Raw genomic sequence first — 19,424 nt, forward strand, 5'->3', positions numbered from 1 at the left:
TCTCGGGAAATGTAAGCCGCTTCACATACAACCATCCGGCTGCGTGATACGGCGTGAACGACGGGCCTTGATCGCGGGCCCGGTCTATCTAGATTTGAATTTCGGCTCTGACCACCCGGGAGTGTCAGCCATGAACCATGACCCGTCTCATTCCAACCCTGTCGATGCCGTTGCCGGGCGCAAGCCGCTGTCGCCGCAGGCGCAGCGGGCACTGGCCGAAGCCGAAGCTCGGCGCAACGCCGCTCAGGACAATGCCAAGGGCGCGAAAGAGGTTCAGGGGCCCAAGGGGCTGGAGCCGACCCGTTACGGGGACTGGGAACACAAGGGATTGTGTTCCGACTTCTAGTCTTACGTACGACTACGGATGACCCTGATCGTGCTTGCCGCCGAGGTTGTTTTGATCCTAATCTAGGTATATGTTCCTAGATCGGCCTCTCACTCGTCGGGCGTCTCGGTTTCCGGTCCACGGCTCCCCGCTTTGGATGCTGGGCCTGGTTTTCGTCGCCGGCATAGCGGCTGGAACCGTGATCCCGGGACGGGACCGCTTGCCATGGAGCGGACCGTCCGCCGCGCCCTTGATCCCGCCTGCGACAAATCCGGCGTCGCCTGCCGGTCCTGCGTCATGGAGCCGTGACGGCCATGCTGGCGTGCGCCATTCCGTCGATGTTGTGCGCGTCATCGACGGCGACACGTTCGAGGCGCGGGTTCATCTGTGGCCGGGCCTTGAGATGATGACGCGGGTGCGGCTGCGTGGCATCGATGCGCCGGAGATGAAGGGCGCGTGCGCCGAAGAATCCCGGATGGCGGAAGCATCACACGAGGCGCTGCGTGCCTTGCTCGCGGGCGGCGATGTCGCGATTTTCAACATCGGTCCCGACAAATATAACGGCCGCGTGGTCGCGGACGCTGCCACATCGCGAACGCCGAGCGTTGCATCGGCGTTACTCGTTTCGGGCCACGTGCGGCCGTATCAGGGCGGCAGGCGCAGCGGCTGGTGCACGGCGGCAATGCGATGAAGATGGAATCAAAAAAGCCGCGTCATAACGCGGCCTTTTGCTTGTCAGAAGATGTCGAGACAATCAGCGCGAGGTGACGATCACCGGCGTGCCGACCTCAACGCGTTCGAACAGGTCGCTGATATCCTGGTTGTACATCCGCACGCAGCCATAGGAGACATAGCCGCCGACGGAGTTGGGGCGGTTGGTGCCGTGAATGGCGTACTCGCCGCCTTCGAGGGTCATGGCGGCGACGCCCATCGGATTGGACGGCGAGCCGCCGGGAATGACGTCGGGAATGTTCGGATTGTCGCGCTTCACGTCCGCAGGCGGCGACCATGCCGGCTGGCGATATTTTCCGTCGACGCGGGTCGTGCCGGACCACTGCTTGCCGGCCTTGCCGACGCCGACCGGATAACGCAACGCGCGGCCTTCGCCGAGGATGAGATACAGTTTGCGCTCGTTGGTCTTCACCACGATGGTGCCCGGCGCATAACCGTTGGGAGAAGCAACTTCGGACGGCGCAGCCAGTGCTGCCGAACCGGAAAATCCAATCGCCATTGTGGCCGCCAGCGCCATCGTCAATTTACGCAGCATCATTGTCTCCAGTCTCCATCGCGAGGCACGTGGCCGCGGAACCTGTCGGCTTAAGGCCGCGCATCCGCCAGCTTACAGCAGAGGCCTCAACAGCCCCTTATCTCCTGATAAAAAGGCCGATTACGTGCGCCTTAGAAAGAAAATTCCGGCGGCAAAGTAAATGCCCGGAAAACAACACCCCGGCTCAAACGGCCTGGGGCGAGTGACATTTTTGTGAGCGCGGCTTGCGATCAGCCGAGCGTGAAAGCCTCATGCACGGCCGACTGTACCGCGCCGCCGGTCACGGCGCCGCCGCCCGCGACATAGATCCAGTCGCCGATGGTTACCGCTCCCACGGCGTGACGCGGCGTCGGCATCGGCGCGTGGCTTTGCCAGCGGTCCGATACGGGATCGTAGCTTTCCATCTGGCCGAACACCTTGCCTTGCGTGATCTGTCCGTTGCGGATCACGCCGGACTCGCCGCCCATCGCGAACAGCCGGTCGCGGTACACCACAAGTCCGTGTCCGGAGCGCGTGGTCGGCAGCGGCGCGCGCGTCTCCCAGGTGTCGCGGTCGGGCACATACACATGATGCAATTCGGTATTGTACTCGAACGTGTTGAAGCGCCCGCCGATGACGTGAATGAGTCCATTGTGCGCGACGCAGCCGACATGGTCGCGCGCGCCGGGCAGTGCCTTCAGCGTCGCCCATTTGTCGGCTTTCGGGTCATAGACCTCATGCCAGCCGACGCTGGCGCGTTCCATGGTCGGCTCTGAGGCGCCGCCGATCAGGTGAACGCTGCCATTCAACACAACGGCCGCGCCCGCGCCCCGCGGACGTGGCAGCGGTGCGATCTTGTCCCAGCGATTGGCGGCGACGTCATAAGCGTAGGCATTGTGATCGGGATTGCGGTTCTGTTCGATGAAGCCGCCGAGCGCATAAACCCGTCCCGCATCCGCGGCGACGGCGACGTGATTTGCCCCGCGCGGCAACGGCGCGCCGTCGAACCAGATGTCCTTGGCCGGATCGTAGATGTGATGATAGGTGCGATCGACCCGGCCTTCACCGTAGCCGCCGACGATATGCGCACGCCCCGTCCATTCGGTTGCCCACGCCATCTCGCTGCGGGGCAACGGCAATGCCGCGCGGGTGACCCAGCGGCCCGGCGCGCCCTGCGGTGCAGGACTTTCTATAACACGCTGCGCTTTCTCATCCGGCGAGATGTGATGCGGCGCGTTGGTGCGAAGGCCGGTGAAGGGTTCGGCGGACGGCGGAGCCTGCGGCAGTGGCGCATGCTGATGCTGGGCGTGCTGTGCGTGGGCCGCCGTTGCACCAAGCGCGACCGATGCGGCGCTGGCGAGGAAAGTTCTGCGATCCATGCCGGTACTCCCGTGGGCTTTGAGGATTCCAGATTATCACGGCCCGTGCGCAGCGGGAGTGACGTCAGGGCCGGGTAAAAACTGCCGCACTCGGCAAGTCCGCGCCGGTAACAAGTCACGCACGCCATGAAGGTTGCTGAAAAAGCTCTTTGATCTCAGCGACTGGCGCAATGATTGCGGCTGGCATGGGGTTTGCGTGGCCACCAGGTGAAACAAGGCATGGGGTGTCGAGTATGCGGATCGATGCGGGATCTTATCTTTATCAGGCCGGGCAGACGGTTTCGGCGACAGCTGCGTCGTCGAACTCTCTCGCCTCCGCACCAGGCGACACACCAGCCGAGTCCGCCGCCACGAACGCGCTGTCATCCGGCACCATCAAGACTGATTTCACCGGTATGACGCGCCAGCAGCTGTTCGACTGGATGAACAATCAGATTCGCAGCGGCGCGATGTCGCTCGACGACAGCACGTCGTTTCTCGGCATGGTTCTCAAGGTCGATGCGGCGACAGGTCAGCCGGTCGACATGGCTTCAGATTCGACGCTGGTGAATTTTGTCGATCGGGCCACGCAGGGCATCGCGAGCGCGCTGTCGCGTGGCGATCAGGACGGTGCGGCGCGGTTGCAGGCTGCGCTGGCCGCGATGCAGCGCTATCAAGGTCAGGTGACCGGCGTCGACATTCGTGCCTGAGCAACTGCCGCGGTCCTGCGAACTGCTACTTTTTCTCGCTCTTCGGCGTCTTTGACTTCGGCGTCACCGCTTTAGGCTCTTTTGCCTTCGGCTCTTTCGGGCACGCGCCGACGTAGTCCAGCTGAACCCTGGCCTTCTGGCGCTCGCAATCATTTGCGTAGGTTTTGCCGTTGCAGCCGCAAACCGGTCGGTGGATCTGCATGCAGAAGGCCGGCGCTTTGTCGCATTGGCCCGCCGCGTCGGCGGTCTTGCATTGACCACCTGTCGTCTTCTGGCACCAAAGGGCCGAATTGCAGGTGATGTTGGCTGCGCCGCCGCAGGCTTCGCCGAGATTTGCCGCCTCGGATTCATTCAAACTGATCGCCACGCCAAGCATGGCGATCAGTATCGCAACAATCAGACCATTGAAGCGCGCTCGCATGGATACCCCCAGGCAGAAACCCGCAGTCCGAATACTTCAGGCGGTCTTCTTGTTCTGCCGGTTGTGCACGAGATCGTCAACGACCATTGGGTCGGCCAGCGTCGAAGTGTCGCCGAGCGAGCCGGATTCGTCTTCCGCGATCTTGCGCAGGATGCGGCGCATGATCTTGCCCGAGCGGGTTTTCGGCAGGCCGGGCGCGAACTGAATGAGATCCGGCGAGGCGATCGGGCCGATGTCCTTGCGCACCCACGCCACAAGCTCCTTGCGCAGCGTCTCGGTCGGCTCGACACCCTTCATCAGCGTCACATAGGCATAGATGCCCTGACCCTTGATGTCGTGTGGGTAACCGACCACGGCGGCTTCCGACACCGCGTCATGCGCCACCAGCGAGCTTTCGACTTCCGCTGTGCCCATCCGGTGACCGGACACGTTGATGACGTCGTCGACGCGGCCGGTGATCCAGTAGTAGCCGTCGGCGTCGCGGCGGCAGCCGTCGCCGGTGAAGTACTTGTTCTTGTAGGTCGAGAAGTAGGTCTGCTCGAACCGCGCGTGGTCGCCGTAGACCGTGCGCATCTGGCCGGGCCATGACTTGGCGATGCAGAGATTGCCCTGCGCCTCGCCGTCGAGAGGCTTACCGTCGGCATCGACGATTTCCGGCACCACGCCGAAGAACGGCTTGGTGGCCGATCCAGGCTTCTGTGCGATCGCGCCCGGCAGCGGCGTGATCAGAATGCCGCCGGTCTCGGTCTGCCACCAGGTATCGACGATCGGGCAGCGGCCGTCGCCGACCACGCGATGGTACCATTCCCACGCTTCCGGATTGATCGGTTCGCCGACCGAGCCGAGCAGGCGAAGCGACGCGCGCGACGTCTTCTTGACCGGATCGTCACCGGACTGCATCAGCGCGCGGATCGCGGTGGGCGCGGTGTAGAAAATGTTGACCTTGTGCTTGTCGACGACGTTCCAGAACCGCGAGTTGTCTGGATAATTCGGGACGCCTTCGAACATCAGCGTGGTCGCGCCGTTGGCGAGCGGCCCGTAGAGAATGTAGCTGTGGCCGGTGACCCAGCCGACGTCGGCGGTGCACCAGTAGATGTCGCCGTCGTGATAGTCGAACACGTATTGATGCGTCATCGACGCGAAGGCGAGATAGCCGCCGGTGGTGTGCAGCACGCCCTTGGGCTGGCCGGTCGAACCTGAGGTGTAGAGAATGAACAGCGGATCTTCCGCGTTCATCGGCTCGACGGGGCATTCGCTCGTGACCATGGCGGCGGCTTCGTGGTGCCAGACATCGCGCACCGGGTTCATGTCGATCGCGCCACCGGTGCGGCGCACGACGATGACATGATCGACGTTGGCGGTGCCGACCTTGGCGATGGCCGCATCGACGTTGGCTTTCAGCGGCACCTTCTTGCCGCCGCGCAGGCCCTCGTCGGCGGTGATGATCACCTTTGATTTGCAGTCGGTGATGCGCTGCGCGAGTGAATCAGGCGAGAAGCCGCCGAACACGACCGAATGGATGGCGCCGATCCGCGCGCAGGCCAGCATGGCGTAGGCCGCTTCCGGAATCATCGGCAGATAGATGGTGACGCGATCGCCCTTGGCGACGTTCCGCAGCCGCAGGATGTTCGCCATCCTGCAGACTTCGTCATGCAGCTCGCGATAGGTGATCTTTTTCGATTCGGACGGATCGTCGCCTTCCCAGATGATCGCGGTCTGGTCGCCGCGCGTGTCGAGATGGCGGTCGATGCAATTCCATGCGGCGTTCAGCACGCCGTCCTCGAACCACTTGATCGAAATATTGCCCGGCGCGAACGAGACGTTCTCGACCTTGGTGAAGGGCTTGATCCAGCCGAGGCGGCGGGAGGCTTCATCGGCCCAGAAGCCGTTGGGGTCTTTGACCGAACGCGCGTACATCTCGCGGTATTTGGCATCGTCGATAAAGGCGCGCTTCGCCCATTCCGCGGATACGTCGTAAATTTTATCGGACATGACTTCCTCTCTCCCTCCACACAGATCGTCCGCGGCGCAACATGCGCGCGGGTTTTTTCTTGTTTTTCATATTATGCGCTTTTGCATACAGCAGCGACAAGCCGCGGCAACTAGGACTTTTGTCGGACCCGGACTTTCCGAGGCATTTCAAGGGACTTGAAGCGGCATTTACGTGGGCTGGAGCAAGCCCCACACTGCGGTTTGCTTGATTTCGGCATCCTCGAGGTCGCGGGTGACCGGCACGCTGTAGTCGGCGAGCCGGCGCAGTTTGTCGCGGGGCAGGTAACTGCGCCCCGGATCGCCGATCAGGACGGTGGCACCGCGCGCCGCGTGCCCGTGAAGGAAGCCGAATGCCCGCTGCGCTGTGTCGCGCTCATAGAAAATATCGCCGGCCAGGATCACATCCCAGCGGTTCGGATGCTCTCCTGCAAGCAGATCGTCGTCACATGTCGTCAGCGTGACGCCGTTCTGCACGGCATTCAGCGCCGCGGCAGCACAGGCAAACGTATCGATGTCAGCGACGGTGACGGAGGCCGCGCCGGCCTTCATGGCTGCTATGCCGACAAGGCCCGATCCGCTGGCAAGGTCGAGCACCGTCTTGTCACGCACCAAACATGCATTGTCGAGAATATGACGTGCCAGCGCCTGACCGCCGGCCCAGGCAAAGGCCCAGAACGGCGGCGGCAGTCCGGCCTCGCCGATTTCCTCCTCGGTCTTGTGCCACAACGGCACGGCCTCGTCGGCCACGAACAGCGAAATTTCCGGCGTCAGCGGCACCGCGCGCAGCCGGGTGTTGGCGCGAATGAACGCGTCCTTGTCGGCGATGACGGGCGCGTTCACACTCCGCCCATCTTGCAGATGAGCTTCCATGCATCCGGTGTGACGGACTGCACCGACAGGCGCGAATATTTCACCAGATCCATCTCGGCGAGCTTGGCTTCGGCCTTGATGGTTTCCAGCGTGACCGGCTTCTTCAATGGCTGGTCGGCAGCGATGTCGACGCAGACGAACTTGCCGGTCTTGTCGGTCGGATCGGGGTAATGCTCGCGGATGATCTCGACAATGCCGACGATCTCCTTGCCTTCGTTGGAATGATAATAGAAGGCGCGGTCGCCCTTTTTCATCTTCATCATGTTGAGCTTGGCGGTGTGGTTGCGCACACCGGTCCAGGCTTCGCCCTTGGCGCCTTTCGCGACCTGCTGATCCCACGACCATGTGGAGGGCTCTGATTTTACAAGCCAGTAGTTCATCGTTTTGCCCTGTTCTCTCCCTGTGTCATCACCGGGTTTGTCCCGGTGATCCCGATCAGGAGAGCAAAGTGCCAGCTCCGTCGAGATGGCCGGGACAAGCCCGGCCATGACAATTGATGAATCATCCTTCGGCCCGGAACGGCCGCGTCAGCAGCGTCTCGATCGCCTCGTCGATGGTCAGTGCGCCGCCGAGAATCGCCGCCACCGCATTGGCCACCGGCATTTCAATATTCTTCTCAGTAGCGAGTTCAATCAGCACCGGCGCGGTGAATTCGCCTTCGACGAGCTTGCCCTGCGCAGGCGTCTCGCCTTTCCCAAGTGCAATGCCGTGAGAAAAGTTGCGCGACTGCGGACTCGAACAAGACAGCAGCAGATCGCCGAGGCCCGACAGCCCGGCGACGGTCTCAGATTTCGCGCCGCAGGCGAGGCCGAGCCGCATCAGTTCCGCGAAGCCGCGCGTGGTCAGCGCCGCCAGCGCCGACGCGCCGAGTTTTCGCCCGGCGACGATGCCTGCCGCGATCGCCAGCACATTCTTGGCCGCGCCGCCGATCTCGACGCCGCGCACGTCGGTCGAGTGATAGGGACGGAACGTGGCGGAGCCGAGCGCATGCACCAGCGCCTTTGCGAGTGCTTCATCGGCCGTCGCGAGCGTGACGGCGGTTGGCAGGCCGCGCGCCACATCGACATCGAAACTCGGCCCTGAAAGAATCGCTGGCACGGCGTGCGGCGCAACCTCCGCGACGATCTGCGTCATGAACTGATGCGTGCCGCGTTCGATGCCCTTGGCGCAGACGATGACGGGGGTGTCCGGCGCAAGATGCGGCGCGAGTGCGATCGCCGCCTGCCGCAGGCTTTGCGCGGGCGTGACCAGCAGCACCGCATCGGCCTTGCCGGCCTGAGCGAGATCGCTGGTGACGGCGATCCCCTTCGTGAGTTGAATGCCGGGCAGCTTCGGATTCGCGCGCGTCTGCGCAATCTGCTCCGCAGCTACTCTGTCACGTGCATAAAGAACGACATCACGCCCGGCGCGTGCCGTGGCGTTGGCAAGCGCCGTACCCCATGCGCCTGCGCCGACAACGGAAATGCTCTGATGTACGATCATGTTAATGTCGTGCACGCGTGTTGGCGAATTTCACAGGCGTCGATGCGGTTTCATCGAGCCGCCAACGCGCGCGCGGCGCGGTCTCCATGTTGTCGACCATCTTCAGCGCGAGGCGTTCCGCACCGGCCCACGCAATCATCGCGCCATTGTCCGTGCAGAGCGCCGGCGGCGGAATGATCAGCATGGTCTGCGCGCGTCCTGCGATGTCATGCAATGCGCTGCGTATTGCGAGATTGGAGGCGACGCCGCCGGCGGCAACAAGCGCGCGCGGCGGACCGAACTTTTCCTGAAACAGCCGCAGCCCGACGCTGATCCGGTCCGCGGTGAGATCCAGCACCGCGGCCTGGAATCCGGCGCAGAGATCGGCGACGTCCTGCGGCTCGAACGGCATCAGGCGCGTGGCCTCGTTGCGCACCGCCGTCTTCAACCCGGACAGCGAGAAATTCGCATCGGGCCGTCCCATCATCGGACGCGGAAACACGAAACGCTCGGGATTGCCATGCGCCGCGGCGCGTTCGACCTGCGGTCCTCCGGGATAGGGCAGGTCCAGCAGCTTCGCGACCTTGTCGAACGCCTCGCCCATGGCGTCGTCGAGCGTGGTGCCGAGCCGGACATATTTTCCGACGCCGAGCACGGCGACGATCTGGGTGTGGCCGCCCGACGCGAGGAACAGGCAGTAGGGAAATGCCAGCGCGACCGTAAGGCGCGGCGTCAGCGCGTGCGCTTCAAGATGATTGACCGCGATCAGCGGCGTGTCGTGCACCATGGCGATGGCCTTCGCCGTAGTGAGGCCGACGATGACGCCGCCGATCAGTCCGGGACCGGCCGCGGCCGCAACGCCGCTGAGGTCGCCGAACTTGAGCCCGGCGTCCTTCATCGCCGCGCGGACGATCCCGTCGAGCATGTCGACATGGGCGCGTGCGGCGATCTCAGGCACCACGCCGCCGAACGGCGCATGCTCGTCAATCTGCGAGCGTACGATGTTGGACAGAATCCGCCCCGACCCGTCGCGCTGCCGCTCGACCACGGCAGCCGCGGTTTCGTCGCAGGTGGTCTCGATTCCCAGCACCAGCTTGCTTGCCAATTTCAGTCCTTGCGTTCGCCGCCGATCCGGCGTTTCCCTTGATCCGGCGCGTCACTCGCCATCGGGCGTCATTGAAGGGGTTCATAACGTGAAATCGTCAGGCGGGCTATCCTTGCTTGAGATGCGTGGAGCTTCATAAATGGCCATTCTTGTGACGCGCCCGGCGCCCGACAACGAGAAAACCGCTGCGGCCCTGCGGGCGCGGGGGTACGGCGTGCTGCTTTCGCCGATGCTGCGGTTCGAGGCGGCCGCATTCGATGACGATGGCGAGACCGCGTTTGATGCAGTGATTCTGAGCAGCGCCAACGCGGTCCGCGCCATCGAACATCATCCCGTTCGCCCGCGGTTGATCCTCCTGCCGGTGTTCGCGGTGGGCGGATATACCGCGCAGGTTGCGCGTGACGCAGGTTTTACCAACATCACGATCGCGGACGGCGACGCGGTATCGCTGCGCGACCGGGTGATCGAAAGCGCGACAGCGGGCAAACTGAAAAAGAAGGCTAAACTGTGCTATCTCGCGGGCGCCGATCTGGCGCGGGACCTCGGCGGAGAGCTTGGCGCGCGCGGCTTCACGGTGGTGACGCGCACGGCCTACCGGATGATTCCGGTAGCGGGCTTTTCAGATGCCGTCAGCGATGCGTTTCGCGCAGGCAGCATTGAGGCGGTGCTGCATTACTCCCGCCGCAGCGCGCGAGCCTATCTCGATGCGGCGCGGGCGGATGGCGTGGAGATTTCTGCCTTGGCTTTGCCGCAATGCTGCATCTCCGAGACGGTGGCGGGCGTTCTGCGCGAGGCTGGGGCGATGCAGGTGGCGGCGGCGCGTACGCCGGACGAGAACGCCATATTCGATGTGGTGGACAGGACGGTCAAAGCGTCGCCCGGTTAACGCGCGAGTCATTATCTGAGCGTCAGGGCGTGAGCGGCGTTCGCAGAATCTGCTAGAGTTCGCCCCGGTGCGACAGGAGTGAGTTCCCGATGGACGACGACAAGCAAGACAAGGCCGGCATCCCGCCAGGCGGCGATGCCGCCAAGCGGCCACCGCCGACCATCGAACTGACTGCCTCGAATGTTTCCGACAGCGCGCCCGCGTCCGATGCCGCTGCACCCGACGCGGCTGCATCCGATGCGCCTCAGTCAGAGGCCCCCGCTTCGGATCATGCGGAGCCATCTCCCGCTGCAAAGGTGCCATCGCGAACCTCGTCGATACTTGTCTCGGCCCTGACCGGGGCGGCAGCCGCCGCGCTGGTGCTTGGCGTGGCGAAGTCATCAGGTTGGCTCGATGCACCGGTGCAGAAACCGCCGGATGCCGTCAGCAAGAATGATGTCGATGCGCTCGGGACTCGGATCGCGAAAATCGAAACCGACGCAGCGAAGCCTGTTCCCGCGCCGCGTCCGGTTGCCGATCCCGCCATCGTGACGCGGCTCGATGCGGTTGAGAAATCACTCACCTCGCTGCGCAACGATGTCGCCGCCGCGCGCGGACATGGCGAGAAAGTCGTGGCCGCGCTCAACGAGATCAAATCGGCACCGCCGCAAGCGGTGATTTCGCAGTCCGCGCCTGCAGGCGATACATCGGCGCTCGAGGAGCGTCTCGGCAAGATCGAACGCGCGACTGCGGCGCTGAGCGCTGCGGCTGCCGCACCTCCACCAGCACCGCCGGCTCCGTTGGAAGATCCGAATGTGCGCCGCATGGCGACGGCGACGGCGCTCGATTCCGCCGTGCGTCAGGGTGAGCCTTATGCGGCGACGCTTACGGCCGCACGATCCGCCGGTGGTGACACTGATGTGCTGAAGCCACTCGACGCCTTTGCTGCGACCGGCGTTCCCACAGCGGGCGCGCTGAGCCGCGAACTGCTGACGCTGCTGCCGAAGCTTACGCCGAAGCCCGAAGCGCAACCCGCGCCGTCCGGCATCGTCGAGCGGCTGCAGCAAAGCGCGGCCAAGCTGGTGCGCGTTCAGCGCACCGATGCCGCCGCCAGCGGCAACGCCGCGATTCTTGCGCGCATCACGTCCGCTGCGCAGCGCGACGATGTCGCCGAGGCGAAGCGTGAATTGATGCAGTTGCCGGCGTCCGATCGCGCACCGGTGCAGGCGTGGATCGCGAAGATGGATGCACGTGAGGCTGCGCTGGCGGCGTCACGGCAGTTCGCGGCTGACACGATGGCCGCGCTTTCCAAATCGGCGCGATAGGAAATTTCATGATCCGGATCGTTCTGTTTCTTTTTCTGGTCGGCGTCGTCGCGCTCGGCGCTGCCGTGATTGCCGATCAGACCGGCGACGTCACGCTGTCGTGGAGTGTGTGGCGCATCGATACCTCGTTGCCGGTGCTTGTGCTGGCGCTGACGCTGATCGTGGTTGCGGCGATGTTGGTATGGGCCATTATCCGCAGTTTCCTGCGCGCTCCTGAGCGTCTCCGCAGACTTCGCCGCGAGCGCCGTCAGGCGAAGGGGCGGAACGCCATCACCCAAGGCCTGCTTGCAATCGGCACCGGCGATCATTTCGCCGCGCGCCGCCACGCCGATGTCGCCAAACGTCTGGCGCATCAGGACCCGCTGGCCATGCTGCTGCATGCGCAGTCCGCGCAGCTCGACGGCGACCGCGACGGCGCGCAGCGCGCGTTTCATGCCATGGCGGAACGCAAGGATACGCGGCTGCTCGGTCTGCGCGGATTGTTCGTCGAGGCGCAGCGCCGCGACGACCCTTACACAGCAGTCGCGCTGGCCGAGGAAGCGTTGAAGACCGCGCCGGCTTCGGCCTGGGCGTCGCATGCGGTGCTCGGATTCCGGTGCAGCAAGGGTGACTGGGACGGCGCGCTGGCGATTCTTGAAAACAACCTGGCGGCGGGATTGATCGATCCCGCGCCCTACAAGCGCCAGCGCGGCGTGTTGCTCACCGCGCGCGCCCTCGATCTCGAAACCATCGACCGCGATAAATCGCGCGCCAGTGTGACGGAGGCGGTGAAGCTCGCGCCGACGCTGGTGCCTGCCGCCACGCTCGCCGCAAAATTTCTCAGCGAGTCCAATCAGACCCGCCGCGCCATGCAGGTTGTCGAGGCGGCATGGGCCGCGCAGCCGCACCCTGACCTTGCCGATGCCTACGCGCATGTGCGCCTCGGCGATTCCGCGCTGAACCGGCTGGGACGTGTCGAGAAGCTTGCGGCCAAGGTGCCGGGACATATTGAAGGCGCGCTCGCAGTGGCGCGTGCCGCCATCGACGCCGGGGAGTTTGCCCGCGCCCGCGAGGCGCTGGCGCCTTTCACCGACGCGCCGACGCAGCGGGTTGCCATTCTGATGGCAGAACTTGAACGTGCAGAGCATGGCGACGGCGGCAACGCGCGAAGCTGGATGTTGCGCGCGGTCCGCGCCGCGCTGGATCCAGCATGGACCGCCGACGGCTATGTCTCGGAGCGCTGGCGGCCGGTGTCGCCGGTGACCGGACGTCTCGATGCGTTTCAGTGGCTCACGCCGGTCGCGGCTCTCCCTCCCGAGAAAGCGCCGGTGCTTGACGCCGAAATCGAGGACGAACCTGCCTTGCCGCCGCCCCTGGAGGCGAGCCCGGTAACGACGCTGCCACCGCCGCCCGTGACATTGCAGGACAATGACCCGGCGCCGGCTCCTGTCGTCGCGCCGCCTCCTGTCGTTGAGTCGGCCGTGCCGCCGGCTCCCGTTACTCCGTCAGTGGCGGTCAACGTCCCGCCGCCGGTGTTTCGCCCACGGCGCGACATCGAAAAGGCCGATGGATCGCGAATTCCGGCTGTGATTCCCATCGTCCGGGCGCCGGATGATCCGGGCGTCGCCGACGAGGTGGTCCATGAGGAATTCGACGATCCGGTCCGGCCGGAACCGGCACAACCCGGCGGCTGGAAGGGCTTTTTGTCCCGTCTTGTCAGTTGATTAGGAACTGGCTGGCATTCTCGGCGCCGAATCTGATCGACGGGCCAGAAAAGCGCCTCGCGGACGCAGCCGATGTTGCAAAGCGGGGCTCCGGCCAGTATCAGGTGCGGATACCGATCTCGCGTTTCGCCGCCTTAGCTCAGCTGGTAGAGCACCTCATTCGTAATGAGGGGGTCGTAGGTTCGAATCCTATAGGCGGCACCACTCCTCTCAGCATCTCGAGAACGGCCTGAGCAGGACATGACGGGATCTGGGTCATCAAAGCAGTATGCAGACGGGCAGGTTGGCATTTCAGCGGCGTTGCTCGCGTCATGCCGGTGACGAACAACCACGCGCAAGGGAAACAACAATGACCGATAGAGAAAAGATTCTGGCCGCCCTTCGCGAAAAGCCCCTGAAAATTTTCGATGTGATGAAGCGCGTGAACATAAAAAACCAGGAGGACTGCCAGTCACTCCTCCTGAAGATGCGCGACGAGGGCCTGGTGCGCTTCGATATTCACAAGGGCGTTTGGCTCATCGGCTGACCGCCCATCGCGGAAAGCAGCTTTTTCCGAAACATCACCCAGCAGGTTCTTTGATGAAATTTCTTCAAGCCTCAGTCATGGTGGTCGCATTGCTCGGAGCAACGCAGACTTTTGCGAAGGTCGAGCAATGCCGCTTCATTGATTCAAAGCCAAACCGCGAGGCCTGCTACGATCGTCAGGCCAAGGCGCTCGCGGCAAAGAAAGCAGAAGCTGCCGCGAAGCCAACGACGACAGATCCGATCGAGCGAATGAAGCAGGACGATGAGGCGCTGTCGCTTCGGCTGAAGAACATCTGCCGGGGCTGCTGAAGGCGCTAGCCGCTTACGAGAATCTCGTTCGCTCTCGCTTCGCTGCATCATAAATTTCGATCTGCAGCATTTTATATCGGGTCAGCAACTCGGCAGCAGCAGCCTTTGCGGCTGCCTCGTCATTGTATTGCGTTTTGAAGTGACCATCGACCACAAGCGTAAAGCCCTCAGCGGGTGGAACGTCGGCGCGTTGGATCTTGCGGGGCTCTTCTTCGGGGAGTGTGAGTGGCTTTTTCATGTTCGCCTATGGTTTGTGGGTTGAACTAGCCTAGCACGGCAGAACCTGCATGCCGGTTAAATTCGATGATGGAATGGCACCTGGACTGATTTAAATTCAGGGAACCTTGAGGTCGTAGCTTTCGAATCAGCTTTAGACAGCGCGGAACGTGCTGAACTGAAAACTCTGCTGGCTGCCCCACGGAGTTGTGTGGAGATGAGAGATCGTCCCGAGGAGCTGGAAGTCTGCGCCGAGCGTGTCGGCCAGAGTTTCTCCGCTGTAGCGAACCACAGCCAGCCCGCTGCAGCGTTCCGGGCCGTCAAGCGCGAATGTTCCGAGAATGACATGCCCGCCGGGTTTCACCGCGCGGCGTAGCCTGTCCACGTAAGCTGCGCGGTCGGTGTCTTCCGTCAGAAAATGAAAGGCGGCGCGGTCGTGCCAGACGTCGAACGTTTGCGCGGGCTCCCATCGCGTTACATCGGCGGTGATCCATTGCACGGTCTCGGCATGAGCTCCCAGTCTTGCGCGCGCGGTCGACAGGGCCGCCTCCGACAAGTCCAGAACGGTGACGTGCTGAAAACCGTCGTGCACAAGGGTATCGACGAGGCGGGACGCGCCGCCTCCGATGTCGATGATGCGGGTCTCGGCGCTCGCGCCCGCCGCGCGAAGCAGCTCCATCGACGGCTCCGCGCTTTCCTGAAACCAGCTGACCTCGCGCTCGCCCTTGGTGGTGTAGACCTGCTCCCAATGGGTGTGACGGCTGGTATCGGTCATCGCGTTGTCGTCCTCAGCAATGCAATACAGATGGCGCTCGTTCCCGCCCGGGACAACAGGCAGGCCCGGCTGTTTGGAGCGTGGCTAGCAGCGGCTTGGTGCGCCGCAGGCCTGGGACCGCGTTATGCGGCGCCAGCGCCATTGCGCTTGTGGTCGGCTTGTGCCGAAATGGCGGCATTAAAACAAGCGCGGTCAGGCAGTCGCTACCATCCGGCGTCATGAGCGCGCATTCAGGGAGGACGACCATGCGTTTCGTTGCTGCCGCCCTCGCGGCGCTTTGCCTTGTCTTTCAGACTGCCTCGCCCGGCCATGCCCAGGACAACTGGCCGTCGCGCAATGTCACGATCATCGTGCCGTTCACAGCCGGCGGCACTGCCGACCTGTTTGCGCGGCTGCTGGCGAGCCACATGCAGGTGACGTTCGGCCAGTCCTTCGTCGTTGAAAATCGCGGCGGCGCGGGCGGCAACATCGGCGCGGCCGCGGTCGCCAAGGCCCCCAACGATGGTTACACGCTGCTGCTCGGCACCGTCAGCACCCATGCGATCAACCCGACGCTATATTCGAACCTGGCCTTCGATGCGGTGAAGGATTTCCAGCCGGTTTCGCTGATCGCGCGGCTGCCCAACATGCTGGTCGTGAAGAATTCGATGCCGGTGAAGAATGTCGCGGAGTTCGTCGCCTATGTGAAGGCCAATCCCGACAAGCTGAATTACGGATCGTCCGGCGTGGGCACCTCGATCCACTTGGCGGCGGAGCTGTTCAAGATCGCGACCGGCACCCGGATGACACATGTGCCTTATCGCTCGTCCAACGAGATCATGCAGAACCTGACCGGCGGTCACATCGATCTTGCCTTCGACAACATCACGCTGGCGTGGCCGCAGGCGAAAGCCGGCACGGTGCGTGCGCTCGGGGTCACGAGCCCGCAGCGCTCCCCGACCGCGCCCGAAGTGCCGCCGATCGCCGACACGCTGAAGGGCTTTGACGCAACCTCGTGGCACGGGCTGTTCGCGCCGGCCGGAACGCCGCGTCCGATTGTCGAGAAAATGGCGGCGGAGATGAAGCGCATTCTCGAAATGCCGGAAACTGTGACCAAGCTCACCGATATCGGTGCGGTGCCGTCACCGATGACGCCGGATCAGTTCACGGCCTTTATCGCAGGCGAACGCGCGAAGTGGGCCGAGGTGGTCAAGGCGTCGGGCGCGACGGCGAACTGAGCATATCTGAATTGAAACGCGTTCTCTCCGCTCATTTCCGCGAACGCGGGAATCCAGACCTCACGAGCCTGGATCCCCGCATTCGCGGGGACGAGCGGGAGTGACGACGCTCACGATTGATTGTGCCCGGAACGTGCCATAGTTCGGGCCGATGATGGTCTACCGACAGTTAGGTGACGCATGAGCATTGCCGAGATCCTTGACGCACCGATGGCGCGCGCGCCGCTGATTCCGCCGCGGCCGCCGCTTGCGCCGGACGATCTGTCTGCGCTCGGCCGGCTGTCCCTGATCCGGCGCAACGCCATCGCAAGCTGGGGCCAGCGCGCCTATGAGGACGATATCGTTCGGGGGCGTTTCTTCGGGCGCAGCAGCTTCATTCTCAACACGCCGGACGCAATCCGGCATGTGCTCGTTGACAACTACGAGAACTACACCCGCACCCCGGCCGGGATCCGGGTGCTGCGGCCGATCCTCGGCGAAGGGCTTTTGCTGGCGGAAGGCAAGGCATGGAAAAACCAGCGCCGCACGCTTGCTCCCGCCTTCGCGCCGCGCGCCATTCCGCTTCTCATTCCGCACATGCTGGCGGCGACGGATGATGCGATCGGCGCGTTGAGCAATGAATGCGGCAAGCCCGTCGACCTGCGCGAAGCCATGCAGCGGCTCGCGCTTGATATCGCCGGGCGCACGATGTTTTCGTTCGAGCTCGAAAAGCACGGCGCCGCACTGCGCGGCTTCGTCAACGACTACGGCGAGCGTCTGGCGCAACCGCGTTTCCTTGATCTGTTGCTGCCGCTGGGCTGGCCGAGCCCAAGCGATGTTTCGCGCGCGTTGTTCCGGCGGCGATGGACGCGCTTCATGCGCGGGCTGATCACCGAACGCCGCGCCATGATGGGCGAAACGGGTGCGGGCGGTGCGCCGCGCGACCTGTTCGACCTGATGGTGGCGGCGCGCGATCCCGAAACCAATGAGGCGTTCTCCGATGAACAGCTCGGCGATCAGGTGTCGACCATGATCCTCGCAGGCCACGAGACCACGGCGACCGCGCTGTTCTGGTCGCTTTTTCTACTGGCGCTCGATCCCGCGACGCAGGACGAACTGGCTGCGGAGGCGAAGATCGCAGTCGCCGGCGGCGCGCTCGATGTTACCCGGCTGACCTTCACCCGTGCGGTGCTCGACGAGACCATGCGGCTTTATCCGCCTGCATTCCTGATCGTGCGCGCCGCTGCCGGTCCGGATACGGTGGCGGGGGCAGACATCGCCAGCAGGGACGTGGTGCTGATTTCGCCGTGGCTGCTGCACCGGCATGAAAAGCTTTGGGACCAGCCCAACGCCTTTCGCCCGTCCCGCTTCCTGCCCGGCAATCCGCCGCCGGATCGCTTCGCGTATCTTCCGTTCGGCGTCGGGCCACGGGTTTGCATCGGCGCGCAGTTCGCGCTGACCGAGGCCACGCTGGCGCTGGCAAAGTTGGTCGCGGCCTTCAGGATCGAATTGCTCGACCGCGCGCCGGTCACGCCGGTCGGCGTGGTCACGACGCAGCCGGACCGCTCGCCGATGTTTCGGATCGTGCCGCGCGGCTGATCGTCAGCGCTATCGAACGCGTGTTGCAGCGCGATGAAACAGACGCAACATGAACACCTCGCGCGCTGTCTTATTCCAAAGTCTTATCCCAAAGCGTCTTGTGCCGCGTCGAAGAGTCGCAATGATCGGATCATTCTTGCCAAATCTCTGCGCAGGCCTTTGTCTTGCGCCCAACCAATAAAGCCAGGCCAGCAAGGACCCGGCTCATCAGGGGAGAACGCCATGACGAAACGACTCAAAGACAAGACTTCCAGCGAGAAGACCTCCAGCCGCCGCAACTTCCTGAAAGTTGCCGCGGCTGGTGCTGCGGCGACCGTCGCGACGCCGGCTCTCGCCCAAACGGGTCCGACCAGCATGCGCTTCCAGAGCACATGGCCGGCGAAGGACATCTTCCACGAATACGCGCTCGACTACGCCAAGAAGGTCAACGACATGACCGGCGGCGATCTCAAGATCGAAGTGCTGCCCGCAGGCGCGGTGGTCCCCGCCTTCCAGTTGCTCGAAGCTGTCTCCAAGGGAACGCTCGACGGCGGCCACGGCGTGCTCGCCTATCACTACGGCAAGCAGAACGCCCTGGCGTTGTGGGGTTCGGGTCCGGGCTATGCGATGGACGCGAACATGCTGCTGGCCTGGCACAAGTATGGCGGCGGCAAGCAGCTGCTCGAGAAGCTCTACAATTCGATCGGCGCCAACGTGGTGTCGTTCCCGTACGGTCCGATGCCGACCCAGCCGCTCGGCTGGTTCAAGAAGCCGGTGACCAAGGCCGACGACCTCAAGGGCGTCAAGTTCCGCACCGTCGGCATCTCGATCGACGTGTTCAGCGGCATGGGCGCGGCGGTCAACGCACTGCCCGGCGGTGAAATCGTTGCGGCGCTGGATCGCGGTCTGCTCGACGCGGCAGAGTTCAACAACGCTTCGTCCGATCGCGTGCTCGGCTTCCCCGACGTGTCCAAGGTCTGCATGCTGCAGAGCTATCACCAGAACGCCGAGCAGTTCGAGATCATGTTCAACAAGGACAAGTACAACGCGCTGCCGGCGAAGATCAGGGCGATCCTCGACAATGCTGCGGAAGCAGCGGGTCAGGACATGGCCTGGAAGGCGATCGACCGCTATTCCAAGGACTACGAGGAGATGCAGTCCAAGGACAAGGTGAAGTTCTACAAGACCCCGGATTCGGTGTTGCAGAAGCAGCTCGAGATCTACGATCAGGTCGCCGAGAAGAAGTCGGCCGAAAATCCGCTGTTCAAGGAAATCGTCGCATCCCAGATGGCCTTCGCCAAGCGGGCGACCCAGTGGGAGCAGGACACGGTGGTGAGCCGGCGTATGGCTTACAACCATTACTTCGGGCCGAACGCCAAGAAGAAGACCTGACGTAATTTTCAGCACGAACAGCGCATCATCCGGGATAGCAATCCCGGATGAT

21 protein-coding genes and 1 tRNA gene are annotated in these 19,424 nt (G+C 63.6%); 12 read left to right on the forward strand and 10 right to left on the reverse strand.

Annotated features, from left to right (window positions below):
- The first annotated feature begins 130 nt into the window (after positions 1–130).
- Positions 131–346 carry a DUF1674 domain-containing protein gene (locus HNQ36_RS09860; protein WP_046828179.1) on the forward strand — a complete coding sequence of 72 codons (216 nt, stop codon included), beginning with the start codon at positions 131–133 and terminating at the stop codon, positions 344–346.
- A gap of 136 nt (positions 347–482) precedes the next feature.
- The gene (locus HNQ36_RS09865) at positions 483–1,016 is read left to right on the forward strand and encodes a thermonuclease family protein (RefSeq protein ID WP_184084273.1); all 534 of its coding nucleotides are present in this window, start codon (positions 483–485) and stop codon (positions 1,014–1,016) included.
- A gap of 63 nt (positions 1,017–1,079) precedes the next feature.
- Here the strand turns inward: HNQ36_RS09865 and HNQ36_RS09870 are convergent, their stop codons facing one another.
- Positions 1,080–1,592, reverse strand: coding sequence for a L,D-transpeptidase (locus tag HNQ36_RS09870; RefSeq protein ID WP_184084275.1), 513 nt, complete (start codon positions 1,590–1,592; stop codon positions 1,080–1,082).
- 230 nt (positions 1,593–1,822) lie between these two features.
- The gene (locus HNQ36_RS09875) at positions 1,823–2,950 is read right to left on the reverse strand and encodes a Kelch repeat-containing protein (RefSeq protein ID WP_184084277.1); all 1,128 of its coding nucleotides are present in this window, start codon (positions 2,948–2,950) and stop codon (positions 1,823–1,825) included.
- A gap of 233 nt (positions 2,951–3,183) precedes the next feature.
- Between HNQ36_RS09875 and HNQ36_RS09880 the strand changes: the two genes are divergently transcribed.
- Entirely contained in the window at positions 3,184–3,639 is a 456-nt protein-coding gene (locus tag HNQ36_RS09880; RefSeq protein WP_184084279.1) for a hypothetical protein, read from the forward strand.
- A gap of 25 nt (positions 3,640–3,664) precedes the next feature.
- Here the strand turns inward: HNQ36_RS09880 and HNQ36_RS09885 are convergent, their stop codons facing one another.
- The 6 genes from HNQ36_RS09885 to tsaD all read right to left on the reverse strand — a co-directional run bounded on the left by HNQ36_RS09885 (position 3,665) and on the right by tsaD (position 9,488).
- Positions 3,665–4,015 (reverse strand): Kazal-type serine protease inhibitor family protein, encoded by a 351-nt coding sequence (locus HNQ36_RS09885; protein ID WP_246395349.1) that lies wholly within the window; start codon positions 4,013–4,015, stop codon positions 3,665–3,667.
- A gap of 81 nt (positions 4,016–4,096) precedes the next feature.
- Positions 4,097–6,052 (reverse strand): acetate--CoA ligase, encoded by a 1,956-nt coding sequence (acs, locus tag HNQ36_RS09890; protein ID WP_184084283.1) that lies wholly within the window; start codon positions 6,050–6,052, stop codon positions 4,097–4,099.
- 168 nt (positions 6,053–6,220) lie between these two features.
- Positions 6,221–6,922 (reverse strand): class I SAM-dependent methyltransferase, encoded by a 702-nt coding sequence (locus HNQ36_RS09895; RefSeq protein ID WP_184084285.1) that lies wholly within the window; start codon positions 6,920–6,922, stop codon positions 6,221–6,223.
- The gene (locus tag HNQ36_RS09900) at positions 6,889–7,302 is read right to left on the reverse strand and encodes an EVE domain-containing protein (protein WP_184084287.1); all 414 of its coding nucleotides are present in this window, start codon (positions 7,300–7,302) and stop codon (positions 6,889–6,891) included. Before HNQ36_RS09900 ends, HNQ36_RS09895 begins: the two co-directional genes overlap by 34 nt.
- A gap of 121 nt (positions 7,303–7,423) precedes the next feature.
- Entirely contained in the window at positions 7,424–8,404 is a 981-nt protein-coding gene (locus HNQ36_RS09905; RefSeq protein ID WP_184084289.1) for an NAD(P)H-dependent glycerol-3-phosphate dehydrogenase, read from the reverse strand.
- 1 nt (position 8,405) lies between these two features.
- On the reverse strand, positions 8,406–9,488 hold the full coding sequence (gene tsaD, locus HNQ36_RS09910) for a tRNA (adenosine(37)-N6)-threonylcarbamoyltransferase complex transferase subunit TsaD (protein WP_184084291.1): 1,083 nt from the start codon (positions 9,486–9,488) through the stop codon (positions 8,406–8,408).
- Positions 9,489–9,627: 139 nt separating this feature from the next.
- Between tsaD and HNQ36_RS09915 the strand changes: the two genes are divergently transcribed.
- The 6 genes from HNQ36_RS09915 (at position 9,628) to HNQ36_RS09940 (ending at position 14,215) form a co-directional block, all read left to right on the forward strand.
- The gene (locus HNQ36_RS09915) at positions 9,628–10,374 is read left to right on the forward strand and encodes a uroporphyrinogen-III synthase (protein WP_184084293.1); all 747 of its coding nucleotides are present in this window, start codon (positions 9,628–9,630) and stop codon (positions 10,372–10,374) included.
- Positions 10,375–10,463: 89 nt separating this feature from the next.
- Positions 10,464–11,678 (forward strand): COG4223 family protein, encoded by a 1,215-nt coding sequence (locus HNQ36_RS09920; protein ID WP_184084295.1) that lies wholly within the window; start codon positions 10,464–10,466, stop codon positions 11,676–11,678.
- A gap of 8 nt (positions 11,679–11,686) precedes the next feature.
- Positions 11,687–13,381: a heme biosynthesis protein HemY gene (locus tag HNQ36_RS09925; protein WP_184084297.1), complete on the forward strand. Its 1,695-nt coding sequence runs from the start codon at positions 11,687–11,689 to the stop codon at positions 13,379–13,381.
- 128 nt (positions 13,382–13,509) lie between these two features.
- Positions 13,510–13,585 (forward strand) — tRNA-Thr (locus HNQ36_RS09930).
- A 145-nt stretch (positions 13,586–13,730) separates the two neighbouring features.
- A complete protein-coding gene (locus HNQ36_RS09935) occupies positions 13,731–13,907 on the forward strand; it encodes a hypothetical protein (protein WP_006023395.1) in 177 nt (58 codons plus the stop codon).
- Between the two features lie 53 nt (positions 13,908–13,960).
- Positions 13,961–14,215 (forward strand): hypothetical protein, encoded by a 255-nt coding sequence (locus HNQ36_RS09940; protein ID WP_184084299.1) that lies wholly within the window; start codon positions 13,961–13,963, stop codon positions 14,213–14,215.
- Positions 14,216–14,228: 13 nt separating this feature from the next.
- On the opposite strand, the gene HNQ36_RS09945 is transcribed toward HNQ36_RS09940, so the two are convergent.
- Both HNQ36_RS09945 and HNQ36_RS09950 read right to left on the reverse strand, forming a co-directional pair.
- Complete coding sequence (locus HNQ36_RS09945; RefSeq protein WP_184084301.1) at positions 14,229–14,453, reverse strand: hypothetical protein; 225 nt, start codon at positions 14,451–14,453, stop codon at positions 14,229–14,231.
- 132 nt (positions 14,454–14,585) lie between these two features.
- Positions 14,586–15,206: a class I SAM-dependent methyltransferase gene (locus HNQ36_RS09950; protein ID WP_184084303.1), complete on the reverse strand. Its 621-nt coding sequence runs from the start codon at positions 15,204–15,206 to the stop codon at positions 14,586–14,588.
- A gap of 245 nt (positions 15,207–15,451) precedes the next feature.
- On the opposite strand from HNQ36_RS09950, the gene HNQ36_RS09955 reads away from it, so the two are divergent.
- The 3 genes from HNQ36_RS09955 (at position 15,452) to HNQ36_RS09965 (ending at position 19,372) form a co-directional block, all read left to right on the forward strand.
- A complete protein-coding gene (locus tag HNQ36_RS09955; RefSeq protein WP_184084305.1) occupies positions 15,452–16,423 on the forward strand; it encodes a Bug family tripartite tricarboxylate transporter substrate binding protein in 972 nt (323 codons plus the stop codon).
- 180 nt (positions 16,424–16,603) lie between these two features.
- Positions 16,604–18,001 (forward strand): cytochrome P450, encoded by a 1,398-nt coding sequence (locus HNQ36_RS09960; protein WP_184084307.1) that lies wholly within the window; start codon positions 16,604–16,606, stop codon positions 17,999–18,001.
- Positions 18,002–18,223: 222 nt separating this feature from the next.
- The gene (locus tag HNQ36_RS09965; protein ID WP_184084310.1) at positions 18,224–19,372 is read left to right on the forward strand and encodes a TRAP transporter substrate-binding protein; all 1,149 of its coding nucleotides are present in this window, start codon (positions 18,224–18,226) and stop codon (positions 19,370–19,372) included.
- Positions 19,373–19,424: the final 52 nt, after the last annotated feature.

It is taken from the genome of Afipia massiliensis, assembly GCF_014203115.1.
GTDB classification, from domain to species: Bacteria; Pseudomonadota; Alphaproteobacteria; order Rhizobiales; family Xanthobacteraceae; genus Afipia; species Afipia massiliensis.

Coding starts and splice junctions, on each gene's coding strand:
- HNQ36_RS09860 (WP_046828179.1), top strand. CDS start 131: ATGAACCATGACCCGTCTCATTCCAACCCTGTCGATGCCGTTGCCGGG.
- HNQ36_RS09865 (WP_184084273.1), top strand. CDS start 483: ATGCTGGGCCTGGTTTTCGTCGCCGGCATAGCGGCTGGAACCGTGATC.
- HNQ36_RS09870 (WP_184084275.1), bottom strand. CDS start 1,592: ATGCTGCGTAAATTGACGATGGCGCTGGCGGCCACAATGGCGATTGGA.
- HNQ36_RS09875 (WP_184084277.1), bottom strand. CDS start 2,950: ATGGATCGCAGAACTTTCCTCGCCAGCGCCGCATCGGTCGCGCTTGGT.
- HNQ36_RS09880 (WP_184084279.1), top strand. CDS start 3,184: ATGCGGATCGATGCGGGATCTTATCTTTATCAGGCCGGGCAGACGGTT.
- HNQ36_RS09885 (WP_246395349.1), bottom strand. CDS start 4,015: ATGCTTGGCGTGGCGATCAGTTTGAATGAATCCGAGGCGGCAAATCTC.
- acs (WP_184084283.1), bottom strand. CDS start 6,052: ATGTCCGATAAAATTTACGACGTATCCGCGGAATGGGCGAAGCGCGCC.
- HNQ36_RS09895 (WP_184084285.1), bottom strand. CDS start 6,922: ATGGAAGCTCATCTGCAAGATGGGCGGAGTGTGAACGCGCCCGTCATC.
- HNQ36_RS09900 (WP_184084287.1), bottom strand. CDS start 7,302: ATGAACTACTGGCTTGTAAAATCAGAGCCCTCCACATGGTCGTGGGAT.
- HNQ36_RS09905 (WP_184084289.1), bottom strand. CDS start 8,404: ATGATCGTACATCAGAGCATTTCCGTTGTCGGCGCAGGCGCATGGGGT.
- HNQ36_RS09915 (WP_184084293.1), top strand. CDS start 9,628: ATGGCCATTCTTGTGACGCGCCCGGCGCCCGACAACGAGAAAACCGCT.
- HNQ36_RS09920 (WP_184084295.1), top strand. CDS start 10,464: ATGGACGACGACAAGCAAGACAAGGCCGGCATCCCGCCAGGCGGCGAT.
- HNQ36_RS09925 (WP_184084297.1), top strand. CDS start 11,687: ATGATCCGGATCGTTCTGTTTCTTTTTCTGGTCGGCGTCGTCGCGCTC.
- HNQ36_RS09935 (WP_006023395.1), top strand. CDS start 13,731: ATGACCGATAGAGAAAAGATTCTGGCCGCCCTTCGCGAAAAGCCCCTG.
- HNQ36_RS09940 (WP_184084299.1), top strand. CDS start 13,961: ATGAAATTTCTTCAAGCCTCAGTCATGGTGGTCGCATTGCTCGGAGCA.
- HNQ36_RS09945 (WP_184084301.1), bottom strand. CDS start 14,453: ATGAAAAAGCCACTCACACTCCCCGAAGAAGAGCCCCGCAAGATCCAA.
- HNQ36_RS09950 (WP_184084303.1), bottom strand. CDS start 15,206: ATGACCGATACCAGCCGTCACACCCATTGGGAGCAGGTCTACACCACC.
- HNQ36_RS09955 (WP_184084305.1), top strand. CDS start 15,452: ATGCGTTTCGTTGCTGCCGCCCTCGCGGCGCTTTGCCTTGTCTTTCAG.
- HNQ36_RS09960 (WP_184084307.1), top strand. CDS start 16,604: ATGAGCATTGCCGAGATCCTTGACGCACCGATGGCGCGCGCGCCGCTG.
- HNQ36_RS09965 (WP_184084310.1), top strand. CDS start 18,224: ATGACGAAACGACTCAAAGACAAGACTTCCAGCGAGAAGACCTCCAGC.